The sequence below is a fragment of the Leptolyngbya sp. FACHB-671 genome (assembly GCF_014695745.1).
Classification (GTDB): domain Bacteria; phylum Cyanobacteriota; class Cyanobacteriia; order Elainellales; family Elainellaceae; genus JAAUTN01.
Map to the genome: position 1 here is coordinate 30705 of NZ_JACJOV010000113.1, position 16388 is coordinate 47092.

The 16388-nt window shown below is 48.3% G+C and carries 15 protein-coding genes and 1 tRNA gene; 5 read left to right on the forward strand and 11 right to left on the reverse strand.

Going from position 1 to position 16388, the window contains the following annotated elements; all coding sequences use genetic code 11:
- Nucleotides 1–87: 87 nt before the first annotated feature.
- From H6F93_RS15250 to H6F93_RS15275, 6 genes are all read right to left on the reverse strand, one after another.
- Nucleotides 88–402 (reverse strand): hypothetical protein, encoded by a 315-nt coding sequence (locus tag H6F93_RS15250; protein WP_524537952.1) that lies wholly within the window; start codon nt 400–402, stop codon nt 88–90.
- A 75-nt stretch (nt 403–477) separates the two neighbouring features.
- Complete coding sequence (locus H6F93_RS15255) at nt 478–1248, reverse strand: hypothetical protein (RefSeq protein WP_190645713.1); 771 nt, start codon at nt 1246–1248, stop codon at nt 478–480.
- 487 nt (nt 1249–1735) lie between these two features.
- Entirely contained in the window at nt 1736–3079 is a 1344-nt protein-coding gene (locus tag H6F93_RS15260; RefSeq protein WP_190682219.1) for a cytochrome P450, read from the reverse strand.
- 794 nt (nt 3080–3873) lie between these two features.
- Nucleotides 3874–4833: a hypothetical protein gene (locus H6F93_RS15265; RefSeq protein WP_190682223.1), complete on the reverse strand. Its 960-nt coding sequence runs from the start codon at nt 4831–4833 to the stop codon at nt 3874–3876.
- A 139-nt stretch (nt 4834–4972) separates the two neighbouring features.
- Complete coding sequence (gene pyrE / locus H6F93_RS15270; protein ID WP_190682225.1) at nt 4973–5593, reverse strand: orotate phosphoribosyltransferase; 621 nt, start codon at nt 5591–5593, stop codon at nt 4973–4975.
- Nucleotides 5594–5771: 178 nt separating this feature from the next.
- Nucleotides 5772–5844 (reverse strand) — tRNA-Ile (locus H6F93_RS15275).
- 245 nt (nt 5845–6089) lie between these two features.
- Here H6F93_RS15275 and H6F93_RS15280 point away from each other — a divergent pair.
- The 3 genes from H6F93_RS15280 to H6F93_RS15290 all read left to right on the forward strand — a co-directional run bounded on the left by H6F93_RS15280 (nt 6090) and on the right by H6F93_RS15290 (nt 8510).
- On the forward strand, nt 6090–6350 hold the full coding sequence (locus tag H6F93_RS15280; RefSeq protein WP_190645709.1) for a hypothetical protein: 261 nt from the start codon (nt 6090–6092) through the stop codon (nt 6348–6350).
- Nucleotides 6351–6437: 87 nt separating this feature from the next.
- On the forward strand, nt 6438–7985 hold the full coding sequence (locus H6F93_RS15285) for a hemolysin family protein (RefSeq protein ID WP_190645708.1): 1548 nt from the start codon (nt 6438–6440) through the stop codon (nt 7983–7985).
- A gap of 81 nt (nt 7986–8066) precedes the next feature.
- Nucleotides 8067–8510 (forward strand): EVE domain-containing protein, encoded by a 444-nt coding sequence (locus H6F93_RS15290; protein ID WP_242043477.1) that lies wholly within the window; start codon nt 8067–8069, stop codon nt 8508–8510.
- 86 nt (nt 8511–8596) lie between these two features.
- Here the strand turns inward: H6F93_RS15290 and H6F93_RS15295 are convergent, their stop codons facing one another.
- Entirely contained in the window at nt 8597–9538 is a 942-nt protein-coding gene (locus H6F93_RS15295; RefSeq protein WP_190682231.1) for a c-type heme family protein, read from the reverse strand.
- 118 nt (nt 9539–9656) lie between these two features.
- Nucleotides 9657–11102, reverse strand: coding sequence for a GAF domain-containing sensor histidine kinase (locus H6F93_RS15300; protein ID WP_199313737.1), 1446 nt, complete (start codon nt 11100–11102; stop codon nt 9657–9659).
- Nucleotides 11103–11504: 402 nt separating this feature from the next.
- Between H6F93_RS15300 and H6F93_RS15305 the strand changes: the two genes are divergently transcribed.
- Nucleotides 11505–11825: a DUF3155 domain-containing protein gene (locus tag H6F93_RS15305; RefSeq protein ID WP_190645704.1), complete on the forward strand. Its 321-nt coding sequence runs from the start codon at nt 11505–11507 to the stop codon at nt 11823–11825.
- A 378-nt stretch (nt 11826–12203) separates the two neighbouring features.
- Here the strand turns inward: H6F93_RS15305 and H6F93_RS15310 are convergent, their stop codons facing one another.
- Complete coding sequence (locus H6F93_RS15310) at nt 12204–12644, reverse strand: Hsp20/alpha crystallin family protein (RefSeq protein WP_190682235.1); 441 nt, start codon at nt 12642–12644, stop codon at nt 12204–12206.
- A 373-nt stretch (nt 12645–13017) separates the two neighbouring features.
- Here H6F93_RS15310 and H6F93_RS15315 point away from each other — a divergent pair, with 373 nt between their 5' ends.
- Nucleotides 13018–13635, forward strand: a complete 618-nt coding sequence (locus H6F93_RS15315) for a TetR/AcrR family transcriptional regulator (RefSeq protein ID WP_190682238.1) — start codon at nt 13018–13020, stop codon at nt 13633–13635.
- 74 nt (nt 13636–13709) lie between these two features.
- On the opposite strand, the gene lpxD is transcribed toward H6F93_RS15315, so the two are convergent.
- Nucleotides 13710–14756, reverse strand: coding sequence for a UDP-3-O-(3-hydroxymyristoyl)glucosamine N-acyltransferase (gene lpxD, locus H6F93_RS15320; RefSeq protein ID WP_190682241.1), 1047 nt, complete (start codon nt 14754–14756; stop codon nt 13710–13712).
- A gap of 177 nt (nt 14757–14933) precedes the next feature.
- Nucleotides 14934–16355, reverse strand: coding sequence for a 23S rRNA (uracil(1939)-C(5))-methyltransferase RlmD (gene rlmD, locus H6F93_RS15325; RefSeq protein ID WP_277882856.1), 1422 nt, complete (start codon nt 16353–16355; stop codon nt 14934–14936).
- Nucleotides 16356–16388 lie beyond the last annotated feature (33 nt).

The following is a 16388-nucleotide window of genomic DNA, read 5'->3' on the forward strand; positions in this document are numbered from 1 at the left end:
TGCCTCCTAAAGCTAAGTAGTGGCAGAGCCACTTGAGGGGCATTCCCAGGTAAAACCTGGGAACGAGGACTATCCCTCATCTTTTCGCTAGAACCGGTCAACGCTAGAGCTAAAGATCGGTTCTACCCGAATGGCAATCACGCGGGAGGGACGGATCACCATGTACTCACCCTGAATGTTTTTAATTGGGACGCTGATAAAGTCATCAGAACTCGACTTGGGCACGAGTTCGCCGCTGTACCATTTCTGAAATTCTTGAATCGTAGCAAAGCGCACTTCCTCGCGATGTCCGCCCTCAATCATCAGGTGAACTGCATACTCTGTTGGCGTTCTGGCGTAACGGCTTTTGGACTTTTCACGCCCTCCCATCACCGCATCTTCTGAACCTGGATTATCTACCATAAACTTTAATCTTGTTCCTACAACCCTACAATTAAACCAAAATAATTGTGGAGACGCGATTTGTTGCCCATCGCACTACGATTGCAGCAGATTGAACTGTTGCAGATGAGATTCGATCGCTTGAGGCAAGGTTTTCCGCAATTCTGTTTTATTCCGAAACAAGAGATGATTACGACTGGGCACATCAAACGGAAACTGCCCCGCTACATCCGATCGCTCCATTTGCGTTAGCAAAATCTGTTCTGCTCGTTTTGCCTGTAGCGCATAACCAACCTCGACACAAACCTTGGGGCTAGGGATCAACTGCGGTGGATCTCCATCTACCTGCAAAATCGGCGTACTGTCTGCAATAAATAGCAGTGTCCGGCGAATTTTTCGCATTAAAGTACTGCTCAACCTGACCGGGCCTTCACTTAGCCGATGGGATTCTTCTAACTTGAGCGGCAGGCGTGATCGCTTATTAAACCGCTCAATCAAATCTTGCAGTTCCTCCCGTAGCAAATCGCTCGACTGAGAATACTCTGTCTGATAGCAAAGGAAAATCGTCGGATCGAGATTCGCCATCACATCTAGCTTGGTGAAGTAAACCTCATGGCTGGTTAAGTCGATGTTGGCGATCGCATACGTACCGCTGCCCTCGATGTAGAACTCAACCGAGTCACCTTCTAGATAGCGCCGAAACCAATCGGACTGCTTAACTTCGTCAATTTCATCTAAAAAGTCAGCCCGCAATGCTGACTTAAGCAAGCTCTTTTTGCTGAGGCGCAGATCGTAGGAACGCTTCTCTAATTCCTGAATCGGTTCATACTCTGGAAGATACCAGGCTTTAACGGCAATAATCGCCATAACGCGCTTCTACCTGCCCCTTGTTTAAAACAACAACAGCACCCAAACCGTTACTAGTTGAGTGACTTCCTCTCTTTCGTGATTTTATCTAGAGTTGCACTAATTGAGCTTTCGGTCAAACGGTCAAGCTATCGGTCAAATCAATTAGTTGCAGCGCTCCCTTATCAACCAGAAGTAGGAAATATCAACGTTCTGCGCGGGTGCTGTTGGGTTGGACGAGACAGATTTGAATTAAACAGCGCTTTTTACCTCTGTGGTAGTGTGAGCGTTTCTCGAACTTGGCTGTTAAATCTGCCAGGGAAGCTTTGTAGCTTCATCTATCACTATAGATCTCCCACCCTAGGAATCAAGCCTGTGAAACCAAAGTTTACTCTGAGCAATGTTTAGCCACATTTGCTGATGAAGGTTTAGCGATCGCCCCGATGCTCCATAAATGCTGACTCGTAGGTTGGGTGAAGCAAAGCGTAACCCAACATTACTTCTATCGCTACTTGTATCGCTTCCCAGTCATCACCAATCGAACCCCACCAGTCGGAGCAAGCGTAAACCCACGACGTTGCATCTTAACGGGTTTATCCTCTGCTAAAGCAAGTTCATACTTGGATAAGATTGTTGCGAGAACCAGTTTCATTTCTAACTGAGCCAAGGCGTATCCCAAACACCGCCGACTTCCGCCTCCAAAAGGGAAGTATTCAGACGGAGAGTACTGACGCTCCAAAAAACGGTCTGGCTTAAACTGTTGAGCATCAGGATACAAATCCTCCCGATAATGCACCAGGTAAATCGTCGGCATTAAGGTTGTACCAGCCTCAAATAAATATCCTCCGACCTTCACAGGTGACTTAGCAATGCGCGGAAAAATGATAGGAAGGACAGGATACATTCGCAGCGTTTCTTGACAAACTGCCGTTAAATAGGGAAGCTGAGCGATTTTCATAGGAGATGACTCCCCTATGTCCAGTTCCTTAAGCAGCTTCTCACGGATATCTGTTCCTTGATGAATTTGATAGAAAGCCCAGGCAAGCATTGTTGCGGTGGTTTCGTGTCCCGCAAATAGAATGGTCAGCAATTCATCCCTTAATTCCTCATCGGTCATCGCCTGCCCATTCTCATCTCGCGCTGTCAGCATCAAGCTCAGGACATCAGTACGCCCCTCGGTTTCACTCGTTCTTCTCTCCTCAATTTCTGCCTGAAGCAAGCTGTGAACCTGGCGCTGAAGCCGTCTCATTCGCCCCCAAGGAGTCCACGCCCCCCAATCTTTTTGTAGAAACTGAAAAAATAACATGCTAGATCGAAGGGGAGAATCAGTCATGTTAATCCAATCTGTTAGAAGAGGTTTAAGCTGCTGATAACGCTCTCCTTCACTTAGTCCAAAGACAACTTGCAAAATTACTTCCAGGCTAATCTTCTGCATGGTAGTCCGAGCCACAAAAGGTTGACCGACCTGCCATTGACTTGCGACCTGTTCTGTAATCAAGCAAATTTGTTTTGCATAAGTCTGTAGCCTTTCTCCATGAAAAGGCGGCATTAGTAATTTTCGTTCTCTGCGATGGCGATCGCCATCCAACAACATCAGGGAATTTCGCCCCACTAGCGGTTCTGCAAGGGCATTTCCACGACCCATATCAAACTTAGAGTCTTGATTAAAAACATCCTGAATGGCTTGTGGGTTGCCAATAACCACATAAGGTTTAGTGCTATTCAACCGTACAGTAAAAATATCCCCATATTTTTGGCTATATCTGTCTTGAGAACCGAGCGGATCAGCAATCCAATTGATTAGTTGCCACAAAGGAGGACTAGTAACACAGTTTGGTAATTGCCCTGACATGACATTTCCCGCTGAGCTATGTGCATGACTTAACTCTACAGTAGAGCCAGAAACCTAACGACTAGAGCTAGCCGCAGCAAATAACACTCAACAAAAGCGATTGCTTCTCCCTAATAGAAAAGCGATTGTCATTCTGCTCGGACAGGTTAACCAAAAAAGATAGCTTTTAATAAGTAGAGGCGATCGCCTCCACATCCTGTTAATCACTCTTAGCAAGAGCAGCTTGATTAAGTTGGAGGAAACCGTTCAAATCAATAATTCCATTGATTAAGAACAATGAACTGATTTTGAAGTGTATGTTCTGCTGGTTCTAGGTTTGCGATCGCCTGTATTGCATTAACTACGAGAACATTATGTCCTGCTGCTCCAAGAAGATTAATCAAATACTTTGCTTGAGAATCCTCAAACAACAGTCGTAGGCTCAAGTGAAACTCCTTTTACTTCCAACCGATAGCGTTCTTCAGCCGCTTCGAGTTTCAGTAACTCCTATTGATTCGTACACCATATCTTGCCAAATCGTTGAGGCAAGCAATTTATGCCTTCGATATAAAGCTGCTTGCATCAAGGATACGGACGAGACACGAGATACTACTGCCAGTCCTCAGTCTGTGATGAGTTCTGCAAGGATTTGAACAGCACTGATTAGGGCAAGGCGATCGCTTACAGAGAGTTGAAATGCTTTTTCCTTAAGCTCTTGCAAAGATATACAACAATGCTCCAACAAATCCTACGCTTTAATATTAGTTCTATCACTCCTATCGAGATCTCCTGAGCCTCTCCACAGCCGTCTCAATTTATGCATTCGTTTCCAGTATTGACAAAATCTCGACCACCAATCTCCTTCGATCTGCTCCCATATAATCAAGGTTGGCAGACCAATGCAGAATATCTATAGTTTTTTTTGATAGGGTAGAATTCAACTCTTTAGTAGTCACAATTCGTCTAAGCGCAAGTAAGGCGCTATACTGCCCGAAAGGCATCTCCAAAATACCAATCGCCCTAGAAAGTAGTAGATCTATATACTCAATTGACGGTTGCCATTCGAGATACTTATACGCAGACATCCTTTCTCCTGCTTTGTTGCTAATCAGTCTTTCATACACGGGAAAATTGGTAGTTTTAGTAACTAAAGCCCACATTGTTGAGGAAATATCGCGCATTAACCTGGTTCGGTTAGACCCGGGGGGCATTTCTTCTCTTACTTTGTCATAGTAAGTAGCTAACTGATCTATTCTCCTCAAGGCTTCTACTGAATCAATATTACTTGCAGCATCAACTAGAGCTATAGCATCTTGATATCGTTTTTCAATCTGTTGATGCACTTCTTGAGCGCTTAGATTTGCGCCTGTAGCTCCAGGATTCCAAACTTTCTCTTCATAGCTTTGTGATGCCTCTTGTACGCCGTACCTTAGCTTGATTTTAAGTAAGTTGGTTTCAACTTCTTCAATACCCTGTTCGCGCAGCCAGGTTAAAGAATTTTGCAATTGTGGGAACTGAGTAAGAAGTAAGGGAAGTAAAACTGGAAGCCAAAAAAGAAAGACAAGAAATAAAGTTGTTGACGTAACCTTTAATTCAACAGAAAAGCTCCAAATATTGCTGTTAACTTCATCCGAAGCAAGTGAAATATTTAATACGCTTAGTATTATCAAAATGAAAATGCTGATCGAGTATTTCTTCCTTAAAGAAGAGGGAAACCCAGGGATGACAGCGGATCTCTCACCTTGATTAAACTTTTGAGTCAAATTATTGGACATGGCTTATAAAGTTTACATACTGTCTCGCTCAAATGGATTTGGACAATGGAACCAAGAGTTTATCAGTCCAGTGGAAGCAGCGATCGCCCCACTCCACTCAATTCACAACTAAAAGTACTCAGTTTTCTAACTTAAAGTTCTAACCCTGTAACTGCGCGTAGCGGGTTTGAATATCTTGAATCGAAAAGACAGCTTGGAACTGTAAACCTTGTTGCTGATATAGCTCTGCTCCGCCCTGCTGTCGGTCTACTAAAGCGATGATTTGGTTGACGGTGTAGCCTGCTTGCCGGAGTCGATCAACGGCTTTGAGGGCAGATTGTCCGGTGGTAACTACGTCTTCTAAGACGATGACAGAGCTACCGGGAGGGAGAGTTGGGCCTTCGATGTACGCCTGAGTGCCATGTCCTTTTGCTTCTTTACGAACGATCAGGGCAGTCAGCGATCGCCCTTCATAGGCTGCGACCACGCTCACTGCTGTCACCATTGGGTCAGCTCCTAGCGTCAGCCCTGCGACTGCCTGCGCCCCGGCTGGAACTAGATCAAGCAGCACTCGTCCCATCGCCAATCCACCCTGAGGATGCAGCGTCACCTGCTTGCCATTGATGTAATAGCTGCTACGCTGCCCTGAAGAAAGCGTAAAATCGCCCTCTCGGTAAGCGGCTTCGCAAAACAAGTCGAGGAGATATTGCTTGACAGTTTCCAGGTCGCCTTGGCTGACCCGCGAAATGGACTGAACCGAATTGGAAGGCTGATTTACCATAAATGAATCGTATCGGTGACAGGCTCAATGGAGTGGGAGGTTTCGAGTAAAATTAGGCAAAGCAAAGTTTCTTCATGGAGATACCCTACTCCCAAATTTCACCTCAGGTTAGAGGCAGCATTAGTTTAACGTTTCTAGGATGAACGTGCGATCGCCAGAAAGCGCTAAATTCTTAGAATCCAGGGTGCAGGAGTTGAACCTGCCTGAGGCGAATTATGAGTTCGCTGCCTAAACCGCTCGGCCAACCCTGGCGATACCTGTTAGAGATTCTACCAGAGACACATTGTATCCTGAGTCCTTGATTCGCAGCTACCCTTTCATTGAACATATTCTTGCTGATTTGTACTGAAACTGATTCACAAAACTCCAGGAATCTCTTTAGGAAACAACTTTACTAACGTCAACGACTTCTTACTAAAAATCTCTTAAGGCTTAACCCTAGCCCCCACCCCAACTCCTAATTCCTAACCCCTAACCCCTAATCCCCATTCCAACAATGAGACTCAACTCGACCGTAGCACTCACCCTGATTTTGCTTTCTTTGATGGTTGCAGCAGGCGTTGTCAGTGCCGCCTGGGGGTATGCGCTGGGGCGCGAAGCGCTTCAGGGAATTACCCAGCCCGATGTCCGCCCTGCTAGCAGTGTAGGAGAGACAGATGGCAATCCTCCTCACCGCGATGAGTTAGTCCTGTTGAAGGAAGCAGACATTTTGACAGACGTAGAAGCTCGTATGAATGGTGATGCAGCAGCTGAATAAGGCAACGTGAACATGAACAGTAGATTTTACTGCCTCTAACTAATTCGAGTTTTGCTGCTTTGCTGTAGCTTTTTCCTGCTTTTAAGAATGATCCCCCTTGTTTCAATTTCTTCAGTTTTTTTGGTAGCCGAACCCAATACCCTTGCACAATCTGAGGTGTTTTTCAGGCTGCTGTCAGTTTTTTTGCTAATTGCCATCAATGCTTTTTTTGTAACCGCAGAGTTTTCGATTGTTTCAGTCCGACGATCGCGGATTAACCAACTCGCCTCGGCCGGAGACATTCAGGCCAAGACTGTTCAAGATCTTCAGCGCGGCATCGATCGCCTGCTCTCTACTACTCAGCTCGGCATTACCTTGTCCAGTCTGGCCCTGGGTTGGATTAGCGAGAATACAATGGCGCTGCCCCTGGCCATTTTGCTTTCTCAGTTGCCGCTGTCGCCAGAGACGAACCAGTTTCTATCCCATTCTCTCGCGATCCCGATCGCCTTTTTTCTGGTTGCCTACCTGCAAATCGTATTGGGAGAGCTTTGTCCCAAGTCTTTGGCATTGCTTTACCCTGAGCAGCTAGCCCGATTTTTAGCCCCCCCCAGTCTGGCGATCGCCCGTTTCTTTAACCCCTTCATCTGGATTTTGAATCAATCAACCCGCTGGCTGCTGCGGTTGGTGGGCATTCAATATACCGGGCAAGGCTGGTATAACCGCGTTACACCCGAAGAACTTCAGCTGATCATCAGCACGTCTACCGAATCTCCCGGTTTAGAAGCCGAAGAACGAGAACTGCTGACCAACGTGTTTGAATTTGCCGAAGTCTCAGCGGGCGAAGTTATGGTGCCGCGTACCAGCATTGTGGCCATTCCTGGAGATGCAACCTTTCAAATGCTGCTGCATGAGGTGGCTGAGTCGGGGCATTCCCGCTATCCCGTGATGGGAGATTCTTTAGATGACATTAGCGGCATTGTTTACTTTAAAGAACTGGCAGAGCCACTAGCACAAGGAATTTTAACCCTCGATAGTTCTATTCAGCCCTGGACTCGTCCAGCTCGGTTTGTGCCAGAATATGTGCCGCTGAATGAGTTGTTGCACCAGATGCAGCGGTCAGCCCAGGAAATGGTGATGGTGGTCGATGAGTTTGGCGGCACGGCAGGGTTAATCACGATTCAAGATCTGGTAGCTGAAATTATTGGCACTACCTACGAACCGGAAGATGAGGAAGAACCGACAATTCAAATTTTGAATGAGCAAACTTTTTTGGTGCAGGCACAGCTAGACATTCAGGAAGTGAATGAGATGCTCAATCTAGATTTGCCAGTAATTGAGGATTATCAAACAGTCGGTGGATTCATGATTTATGAACTGCAAAAAATTCCGGCGGTTGGTGATCAGCTTCGGTATGGAACCTATGAGCTGACGGCAACGCTGGCGGAGGGTCCGAGGCTACACCAAATTCGAATTCAACGTTTGGATAGGGCCACAGCCAGCGGCACCTCGGCTACCGATGAAGTTATTACTGATTATTGGGAAGAGACTATTGCTGAGAGCGATTACCCCAAAGGGGAAACTGCTTCGGATCGCCCCTCCCAAAATGGCAGCTACGACTCATCTAACTCCAATACAGAAGTCAGTTCTGATAAATAGTTCTGACCCGTCAAGCAACGCTAATTTTATTCGTTCACTTACCTTCATACTTCTGATTCATTCCCCATGCGTTACTGGCTAATGAAATCCGAACCGGATGCTTACGGTATTGCTGACCTAGAGCGCGATCGCCAAACAATTTGGGATGGCGTTCGCAACTATCAGGCGCGAAACTTTTTGCGCGAAATGCAGCCCGAAGATCTAGTTTTTTTCTACCATTCCAACACCAACCCACTGGGAATCGCTGGGCTGATGAAAGTGGTCACTGGAATTGACGACCCGACGCAGTTTGATCCCAAAAGCAAGTACTACGATGCCAAATCCAAACCGGAAGCCCCTCGCTGGCAAACCGTCACTGTAGAATTTGTGGAAGCGTTCAACACCTTGATTCCGCTTGACAAGCTGCGGCAAACCTTTGACCCAGACGAACTTTGGGTCGTGCGTCAGGGAAATCGTTTATCAGTCATGCCAGTTGAGGAAGCGATCGCCCAAAAGATTTTGGGGTTAGCAAAGCAACCTTCGTAGGGGTGGGTTTTGCCGTTGAATCTCGACTCTATTCAGGTTTGTCTGCCAAACCCACCCCTACAATGTGAATGCTACTCGCTAACCCATCACTGCGACTCTGGGTTGCGGCGACCCAGACGATATTTGTCGAGTCGTTTCATGGCGATCGCTAAGCTCATTTTCATCCGGCGAAAGGCTTCTGCAAGGCTGCCCACTTCGTCATTCGACTGGTACTCAAAGTCTGCATCCATGTCACCCATGCTGATGGCCTCAGCGGCTGTTGAGATTTGCCGTAAGGGGCGGACGACATATTGTTTGAGCCAGAGGTTGACCATGAGAATGGCGATCGCAAACACACCCACGACCGTTCCCATAATCAGCACAAACGACTGTCGGGCACTTTTGAATACTTGACTGGCGGGAACAGACATCACCTGTGCGCCAATCGGCACGTTCAATTCCCAATTAAATCCATTGGTTGTGCCGTAGCGTTCAATCATGCTCTTAGGCGCAGCTTCAACCGTGCTGTGGCAGCGCAAACAGGTGGCATCCGTAACAATAATTGGTCGAGCCGTGTAGAAAAGATCGCCACTTGGAGTAGAACGGAATCCGCTCACTTCTTTAAGGTTACTGGACTGTTGAAATCGCTCTACAATTTCTGTTTCAAAACTATCTGCTTTGTCTCTTAAATTGGTTGGATTAAGTGTCGCTTCTTTATAAAAGAATTCACTATAAAAAGGGTTAGCTCGAAACTTCTCAAATACTTCGCGAGCTGAGTAGGAAGGCACACTTTCAGGTAAGAATTCAGTGTCCAGGCGATCGGCTAATTCTGGGTTAACTTGGGTGTTGGTATAGTTGCGGACGGAGTTCATAGTCTCCATCAACATGAGTGTTTTAGAAGTCACCTCACGCTGAGCGTTGTAGTTCAAAATGCTGGATAATGCAGCTCCGCTGGCGACAATTCCTCCAAAAAATATTAAGAGTAATAAGACCGTAAACTTCTTGCCTAATTTGAAGTTTTTCAGGAACGATTCGATTGGTTTTAGCATAAGAAATTCGACGTTATCAGGAATTGGTCGTCGATAACCAGCCCAATGATCCTTACGTCTTGATCGAAAGAAGTTCCGGAGAAATGATTCGCTTTCAGAATTGATTAATTATCCGCTTCTAGACCCTGGCTTCGGGTAGCCAGACCACAAAAGCTGTTCCTCCCTGGCTGGGAGATGAAGTAGGGCGATGCGAAGCCGTTTCCCCTTTGGGGTAATTGTCTCCTCCTGCTTGCCCAAACAGCCGTTCTACCGGACTAAAAACCTGAATCTCACCCTGCATTCGCTTGACTAAATCACGGGCGATCGCCAGCCCCAAACCACTGCCAGGAATGTCAGTTTCTGCCTGCACCCCGCGATAGTGTCGCTCAAAGATATGCGCCTGGTCTGCGAGGGGAATGCCGCCCCCCGTGTCGGCAACAATCACAGATTGCCTGCCCTGACGCGAGGTGGCCCAAACGTAAACCTTGCCCCCTGAAGGGGTATATTTCAGCGCATTGTCGATCAGGTTATTCAACACCTCCCGCAGGGCTTTCGGGTCAGTTTGCACGGGGGGTAGGTTGGGCGGAATGACAGAACGTAACTCTAGCTGGCGGTCTTGGGCGATCGCCTCTGCCGCATCCAACAGCGGTTCCAAAACCTCACTCAGCAAATGCGGCGCTAGAGTTAGCGTAGTTCCAGTCAAGAAATTTGTTCCGGGCAGCAAAGGAACGGGCTTAGGGTCAGTCACGATATCATCCGCTGCTTGAGAATCATCGATTTGAGCTTGCCAGCTTGCAGGTGGTGCAGAGTCTACAGGCGGCAGCAGGTTTGCCTCACCCATATCAATGGCAGCATCAAATTGCTGCAACAACTCCTGGAGGCGATCGCTCTCGCGCACGATGCTAGTTGCCACACTGCGGTTTGCATCATTTGAAGCCAATCGACGCAGCAGCAGTTTGCCGAAGGTTCGGAGCGCTGTCAACGGATTGCGGAACTGGTGCAGCAAATCATCAAACACATCATGCTGCTGGGCTTGCAAGAGGCGCTGCTGGCGCAAATCCTGGTCGAGCCACTGCGATCGCTGATCGAGTACACAGGCGATCGCCAAAGTTCGAGCGACCTTTTCAATTTGAGCTTGCTCACTCACCGTCCAATCTGCCTCAGGTCGGGCAGTCACGAGCAAACCCATCACGACCCCTTCATGGATCAGCGGCAAAACAATCTGCTGCGGGTAAGACAGTTTTTCGGATGGACCACCCCCAGAAGTGTGACGATGAGAATGAGTACTCTGGTCAAATCTGCCCGTATCGGACGAGTTAATTTGCTTTAGAGTAGCTGAAGCTTCGGGCAATAGCAGCCGCAGGCTTGGACTGGTTCCAATCCGGGCTGACCAAAATGCAGGCATTTGCTCTTCTCGCCAAGTTTCTGCCTCTGGGTAGGTCACAATGGGAATCAGCTGAGCGTTTGCATCACCATCGGTTAACTCTTCTGTCAGATAAACTGCACTGAATGATGCGCCTAATCCCTGTGTCAGCAGCGCAATCTGGGCGCGGCACAGAGCAACAAATTCAGAGCTGGCAGGCATCAACATGCAGTCACACAGGTAGTCACAGGGCAATCATAGAGCAATCACACAACAGCCACGCAGCAGCCGGATAACCCATCACCTTGACAGCGTACAGTGGAAACAGGAGGGCTGCGAAGCAGTTCCCCCTTGGGTAATCGCTCTTATCACTCAATACAAAAATTATAAATTCCCCTTCTCAATTCCCACCCGATCCCGCTAATCTTAGCTCAGATCAACAGCGGGGATCATTACAGTACAAGGCTATAAGCATAACGCGAGAAACTTTTGTAGACATCTTAAGACTTTGTATCGAAAATTTAAGGGGAGTTGAAATCTTAAACTCAAGCCGATATACTTTCGACGGTTTTCGTATTTTGTAACTACGATTACACCTGTCAGTTAAGAGAGGAGGTAAGGGGGTTGGCAAGGAGACGCAAGCGTAAGAGTCGTCGTCGTCAAGAGGGGCGCAGAATCCTAGAGCTGGTGCCTCAGTACAGTATCGAAAGCGGCGAAGAGAAACCCGTCACGGCAGCTCGAAAGTTTATTCAAGCTGAAGGCATTTTGCCCCCAGCTTTGCTGCTCGTGAAGCGAAACGAACACACCACAGATCGGTACTTTTGGGCAGAGAAAGGGCTGTTTGGCGCTCAGTATGTTGAAGAAAATCATTTTCTGTTCCCTAGCTTAAGGGTGCCAGAAGATGACGAAGCTGAAATGCTACCGTTAGCTGCTGCTAGTCGCTAGTTTGCTTAGGCGCAATTGTTCCTGATGAGGTTGGTCTACCCTACACAAGCTTCTGTGAAACGCTGACCAAAATTCTCTAAGGGCGATCGCGAAAAGTGTAACGGTTCAGTGTTCAAGCTTCAGCACAGTCATAGCAAAAGACAGTCGTAGCAAAAGAACTCATCTTTATGCTGGCTGACTTAATTTCTTCAAGATTGTGAATTCACTAAACCCGGATTTCCTGAGTGAAAGCATCGCAAAGTTGTGTCTCCACTCAAGTTCTCCGGGTTTTATAGATTCACTTCCCCTACATATCGCTGTAGCCATAAGCAAAAAAGCGGGATCAATTGATCCCGCTTTTTTCTTAGCTTCGATAATTTAGAGTCAACTCAGAGATGCTTAAGCAACATTCACCTTCACAACTTTGTTCTTTTCCGCCTCAACTTTGGGCAAATTCAACGTGAGAATACCGTCTTTGTATTCGGCTTCTACTTTGTCGTTTTGCACTCTAGCAGGCAAGGGAACAACGCGACGGAACTTGCCGTAACGGAACTCAGAACGAGTCACACCTTTTTCTTCAGTGCGAGTTTCAGATCTGCGTTCGCCGCTAATAGAAACTGCTTCGGCAGTCACTTGAACATCCAAATCTTTTGCTTCTAGACCTGGAATTTCAACTTTTAGGTGAACTGCCTCAGGTGTTTCCTGAATTTCTGCGGCAGGAATGAATGAAACTCTTCCAGTCTCTCCATTTGCGGCGGGAGCAAGGGTGTCAAACAGGTGATTCATTTCCCGCTGCAAGCCTTCAATTTCTCTGAATGGTGCCCAATGAACCAGTGCCATAGTTGTTGTCTCCAATCTCAATTTCTTTTAGAAGTTCAAGAGTTTTTATCTCTTGGCTTCATCTGTTATTACTTTATCTAAAGCAATCAATAGAATGAGTTCGGTTTCCATGCCCAAGAAAAATCGCAATTTCCACACCTTCAAAAGCCTTGGTTCGGTTCTCACGCATAAAAAATCCTATTAACCGTAATGCACACTATTTGATTTGAGCGTGCTCAGAATCATTTGATTGGCTTAAGCCCCTTATTCCGTATTCCTTGACATAGAAATGGTGTAAGTTTCCAACGTAATGTTGTGTAAACGATTTGCGGATTAACTAATGAAGTAGTAGACAATATTCCTACATATATTTGTTGGCGTTGAGTGCTCGGCTATGCAAATTTTCCATCGTCCCCCCACTACTGAGGTAGAAACGCAAACGCGAATTCTACAGGCAGCGCAACGGTTATTTGCCCGTCGGGGCTACGATGGCACGACCACCCGCGATTTGGCACAGGCAGCCGGAGTTGCAGAGGGTACTTTGTTTCGCCATTTTGAGAACAAAAAAGCGATTTTGATTGAGGTTGCGACGCAGGGCTGGATAGAAATTCTGACCGATCTGTTGACCGAGTTGAGCGAAATGGGCAGCTACAAGGCGATCGCCCAAGTAATGCGGCGACGAATGCTCAACCTACATCAAAATGCTGACATGCTCCGGGTTTGCTTCATGGAAGCGCAATTTCACCCGGATCTGCGCGATCGCATTCAATCTGACGTAATCGCCAAGATGACTGATGTAGCTGAAGCCTTCTTTCAAACTGCGATGGATCGGGGCATCTACCGCCCAATGAATCCTAGAATTGTGGCTCAGGTCTTTTTAGGTATGTTTACCATTGCTGGGTTTAGCCAGGACACGGTGATGGTAGAAGGATCTTCCCCTCAGGCAATGCAGGAAATGGCAGAAGGTCTGGCAGATATTTTCCTCAATGGCGTTTTGGCAACCAAAGACTAAGGCTGTTTCATGGCACTGGTCATCCCAGTTAGGGCAAGAGGTGTGAGCGAAGCTCACACCTCTTGCCCTAACCTTTATGGCTTGTTCCCTAACTGGCGCTGGAGCTGTTTCAGCGTTTGGTACATCTCGGGCAGACGGTTGTAAACCGCCGAGGCTTTGAGATAGAGCTTGTGGGGAACGGCTGGAGTGCCCGAAACGATTTCACCGGGTGGCACATTGGTATGAATTCCGGTTTTGGCAGAGGCAACAGAACCGTCCCCCATTTTGGCGCTGTTGGCGATGCCGACTTGTCCCGCCAAGATGACTCGATTACCGATGGTGACTCCGCCTGCCATGCCCACCTGTGCTGCCATTGCACAGGCTTCTCCGACTTGACAGCCGTGAGCAATGTGAACCATGTTGTCGATTTTGGTGTTGCGGGCAACGCGGGTTTCCCCTACAGCAGGGCGATCGATCGCTGAATTGCAGCCGACCTCAACCCCATCTTCTAAAACCGTGTAGCCCGACTGCTCCATCTTGAACCAGCCTTCTCGCGTGGGCACAAAGCCAAAGCCTTCAGAGCCGATCGCCGCACCACTGTGAATCACGCAATCTGCACCAATTTGGGCACGTTCGTGAATGACACAGTTGGCGTGCAGGGTGGTGCGATCGCCAATTTGAGCCTCTGGATAAATCACCACGTTGGGGTGAATGCAAACCTGATCACCAATTTTTACCCCTGCCTGAATCACGACATGGGCACCGATCGCCACCTCTTTCCCGACCTGAGCAGAAGGGTGAATTACAGCCGTCGGGTGAATTTCAGGCGCAGGGCGAAAGGGTTGATAGAAGAGAGCGATCGCCTGAGCAAAAGCTAGACGTGGCTGCGAAGTGGCAATCCAGGCAATCTGACGTTCTGTTGCTTGAGCCTGTAACGCTTCGTCCAATGGCAAAATCAGGGCACTGGCACCAGTTTTGCCCACCTCCGCCGCAAACTTGGCACCTTCCACATAGCTTATGCTGCCAGTTACAGCTTCCTCAATCGCTGCAACTCCGACAACCTCTGGGTCGCAGTCAGGACGAGTGATCAAACTGGTGCGATCGGCAACAGTGATGTTTTGGGCTATTTGGCTAAATTTCATGGCGCTAATTTAAGGCGGGCAGCGTAAACAATCGTACCAACGAAGCCCTCCCTTCAGCCTTGTTTGATTCTGCTAGAAAAGATAGAAAAGATTTGAGGAAGCGATCGCGCCCTCGTTCTGGGCGATTGTCACCGCAACTGCGGGAGTTGCAATTCGAGCGCTAAGAGAACTTACACCTCAGTTAGAGCTTGCAGCGGACAAAAACGCAGCGCATTCCACGTGGGGCGTTTGGGGAAAGAAGTCCGCAGGTTGGACGCGGGTTAAACGATAATCTCCCGCCTGACACAGTAGCTTCAGGTCACGCGCCAGAGTGGAAGGATTGCAGCTTACATAGACGATGCGGTTGGGCTTGCTCTGCAACAAGGCGTTGATTACAGCAGGGTCGCAGCCTTTGCGGGGTGGATCGAGCAACACGATAGTGGGGGCAGTTCCTTCATTGCGCTCTGCGGTAGTCACCATCTTCGGCAAAAGATCTTCTACTGCGCCTGCCTGAAAGCTAACGTTCTCAATGTTGTTGAGGTCCGCGTTCAAGCTAGCTTGCTCGACAGATTCGGACTGCACTTCCAGTCCGATCGCCTGCTGGACTCGCTGGGCTAGTGGCAGGGTGAGAGTGCCAATGCCGCAGTAGGCATCGAGTAGCACCTCATTTCCCTGCAAATTTAACTCCTGCATAATCACCTGAAGCAGCGCTTCGGCTTGTTCGGTGTTGACCTGGAAGAATGTGGTGGGGCGAATTTGAAATTCTAATTCAGCAAAGATTTCTCGGATGTAGGGACGACCCGCTATGCAACGAGTTTCTGAGCCAAAGATGACGTTAGTGCGATCGCCATTCCGATTCAATGCCACACCAACTAGTTGAGGATAACGGCTGAGCCAGTCCTCCGCCTGCTCTGAAATTCCCGGTAGCTGCCAGTCGGTTGTCACCAGGGTAAGCAAAATTTCCCCCGTGCGGCGACCAATTCTCAGGGCAAGATGGCGTAGTTTTCCTTGATGCGTCGTTTCGTTGTAGATCGGCCAGCCACGCTGCTGAAGGTCCTGCTTCACTTCCGCCAACAGTGGATTGAGCCGCGCATCTTGAATTGGGCACTGGTCTAAATTCACCAGACGATGACTACCTTTTTGGTAGTAGCCTGCCTGCACCTGCCCAGAAGCTGACACACCTAGCGGAAAAGTCGCCTTATTACGATAGCCCCAGGGGACCGAGGCAAGCACGTCATCTACGGGCGGGTTCTCAATGCCGCCAATTCGCTCTAGCGCGTCAATAATCTGCTCTCGCTTGACCTGAAGCTGGTAGTCATAGTCAATAAACTGCCACTCGTAGCCACCACATTTATCGGAGACGCTACAGTCGGGCTGCACTCGATGAGGAGATGCTTCCAAAAGCTGGTGCAGTTTGCCGTGAGCATATTGGGGTTTGACGCGCACCAACCGAACCAGAGCGCGATCGCCCGGTACCGCGTTCGGCACAAACACCACACGACCTTCCCAACGCCCAACGCCATCGCCGCTGTTGCTCAGGTCGGCGATCGCCATCTCCAACAGTTGCCCCTGCTGCCATTGCGGTGGCTGACTCGTTTGCACAAAATTTTGACGAATCAAATTTGACTGCCCCGGATCTCTACCATCTCAAGG

Bases quoted from the DNA above. Each gene is read 5' to 3' on its own strand.
- H6F93_RS15310 (WP_190682235.1), bottom strand. From the start codon at position 12,644: ATGGCACTGGTTCATTGGGCACCATTCAGAGAAATTGAAGGCTTGCAG.
- H6F93_RS15280 (WP_190645709.1), top strand. From the start codon at position 6,090: ATGAGACTCAACTCGACCGTAGCACTCACCCTGATTTTGCTTTCTTTG.
- H6F93_RS15315 (WP_190682238.1), top strand. From the start codon at position 13,018: ATGCAAATTTTCCATCGTCCCCCCACTACTGAGGTAGAAACGCAAACG.
- H6F93_RS15255 (WP_190645713.1), bottom strand. From the start codon at position 1,248: ATGGCGATTATTGCCGTTAAAGCCTGGTATCTTCCAGAGTATGAACCG.
- H6F93_RS15260 (WP_190682219.1), bottom strand. From the start codon at position 3,079: ATGTCAGGGCAATTACCAAACTGTGTTACTAGTCCTCCTTTGTGGCAA.
- H6F93_RS15285 (WP_190645708.1), top strand. From the start codon at position 6,438: ATGATCCCCCTTGTTTCAATTTCTTCAGTTTTTTTGGTAGCCGAACCC.
- H6F93_RS15290 (WP_242043477.1), top strand. From the start codon at position 8,067: ATGAAATCCGAACCGGATGCTTACGGTATTGCTGACCTAGAGCGCGAT.
- H6F93_RS15300 (WP_199313737.1), bottom strand. From the start codon at position 11,102: ATGCCTGCCAGCTCTGAATTTGTTGCTCTGTGCCGCGCCCAGATTGCG.
- pyrE (WP_190682225.1), bottom strand. From the start codon at position 5,593: ATGGTAAATCAGCCTTCCAATTCGGTTCAGTCCATTTCGCGGGTCAGC.
- lpxD (WP_190682241.1), bottom strand. From the start codon at position 14,756: ATGAAATTTAGCCAAATAGCCCAAAACATCACTGTTGCCGATCGCACC.
- H6F93_RS15295 (WP_190682231.1), bottom strand. From the start codon at position 9,538: ATGCTAAAACCAATCGAATCGTTCCTGAAAAACTTCAAATTAGGCAAG.
- H6F93_RS15250 (WP_524537952.1), bottom strand. From the start codon at position 402: ATGGTAGATAATCCAGGTTCAGAAGATGCGGTGATGGGAGGGCGTGAA.
- H6F93_RS15265 (WP_190682223.1), bottom strand. From the start codon at position 4,833: ATGTCCAATAATTTGACTCAAAAGTTTAATCAAGGTGAGAGATCCGCT.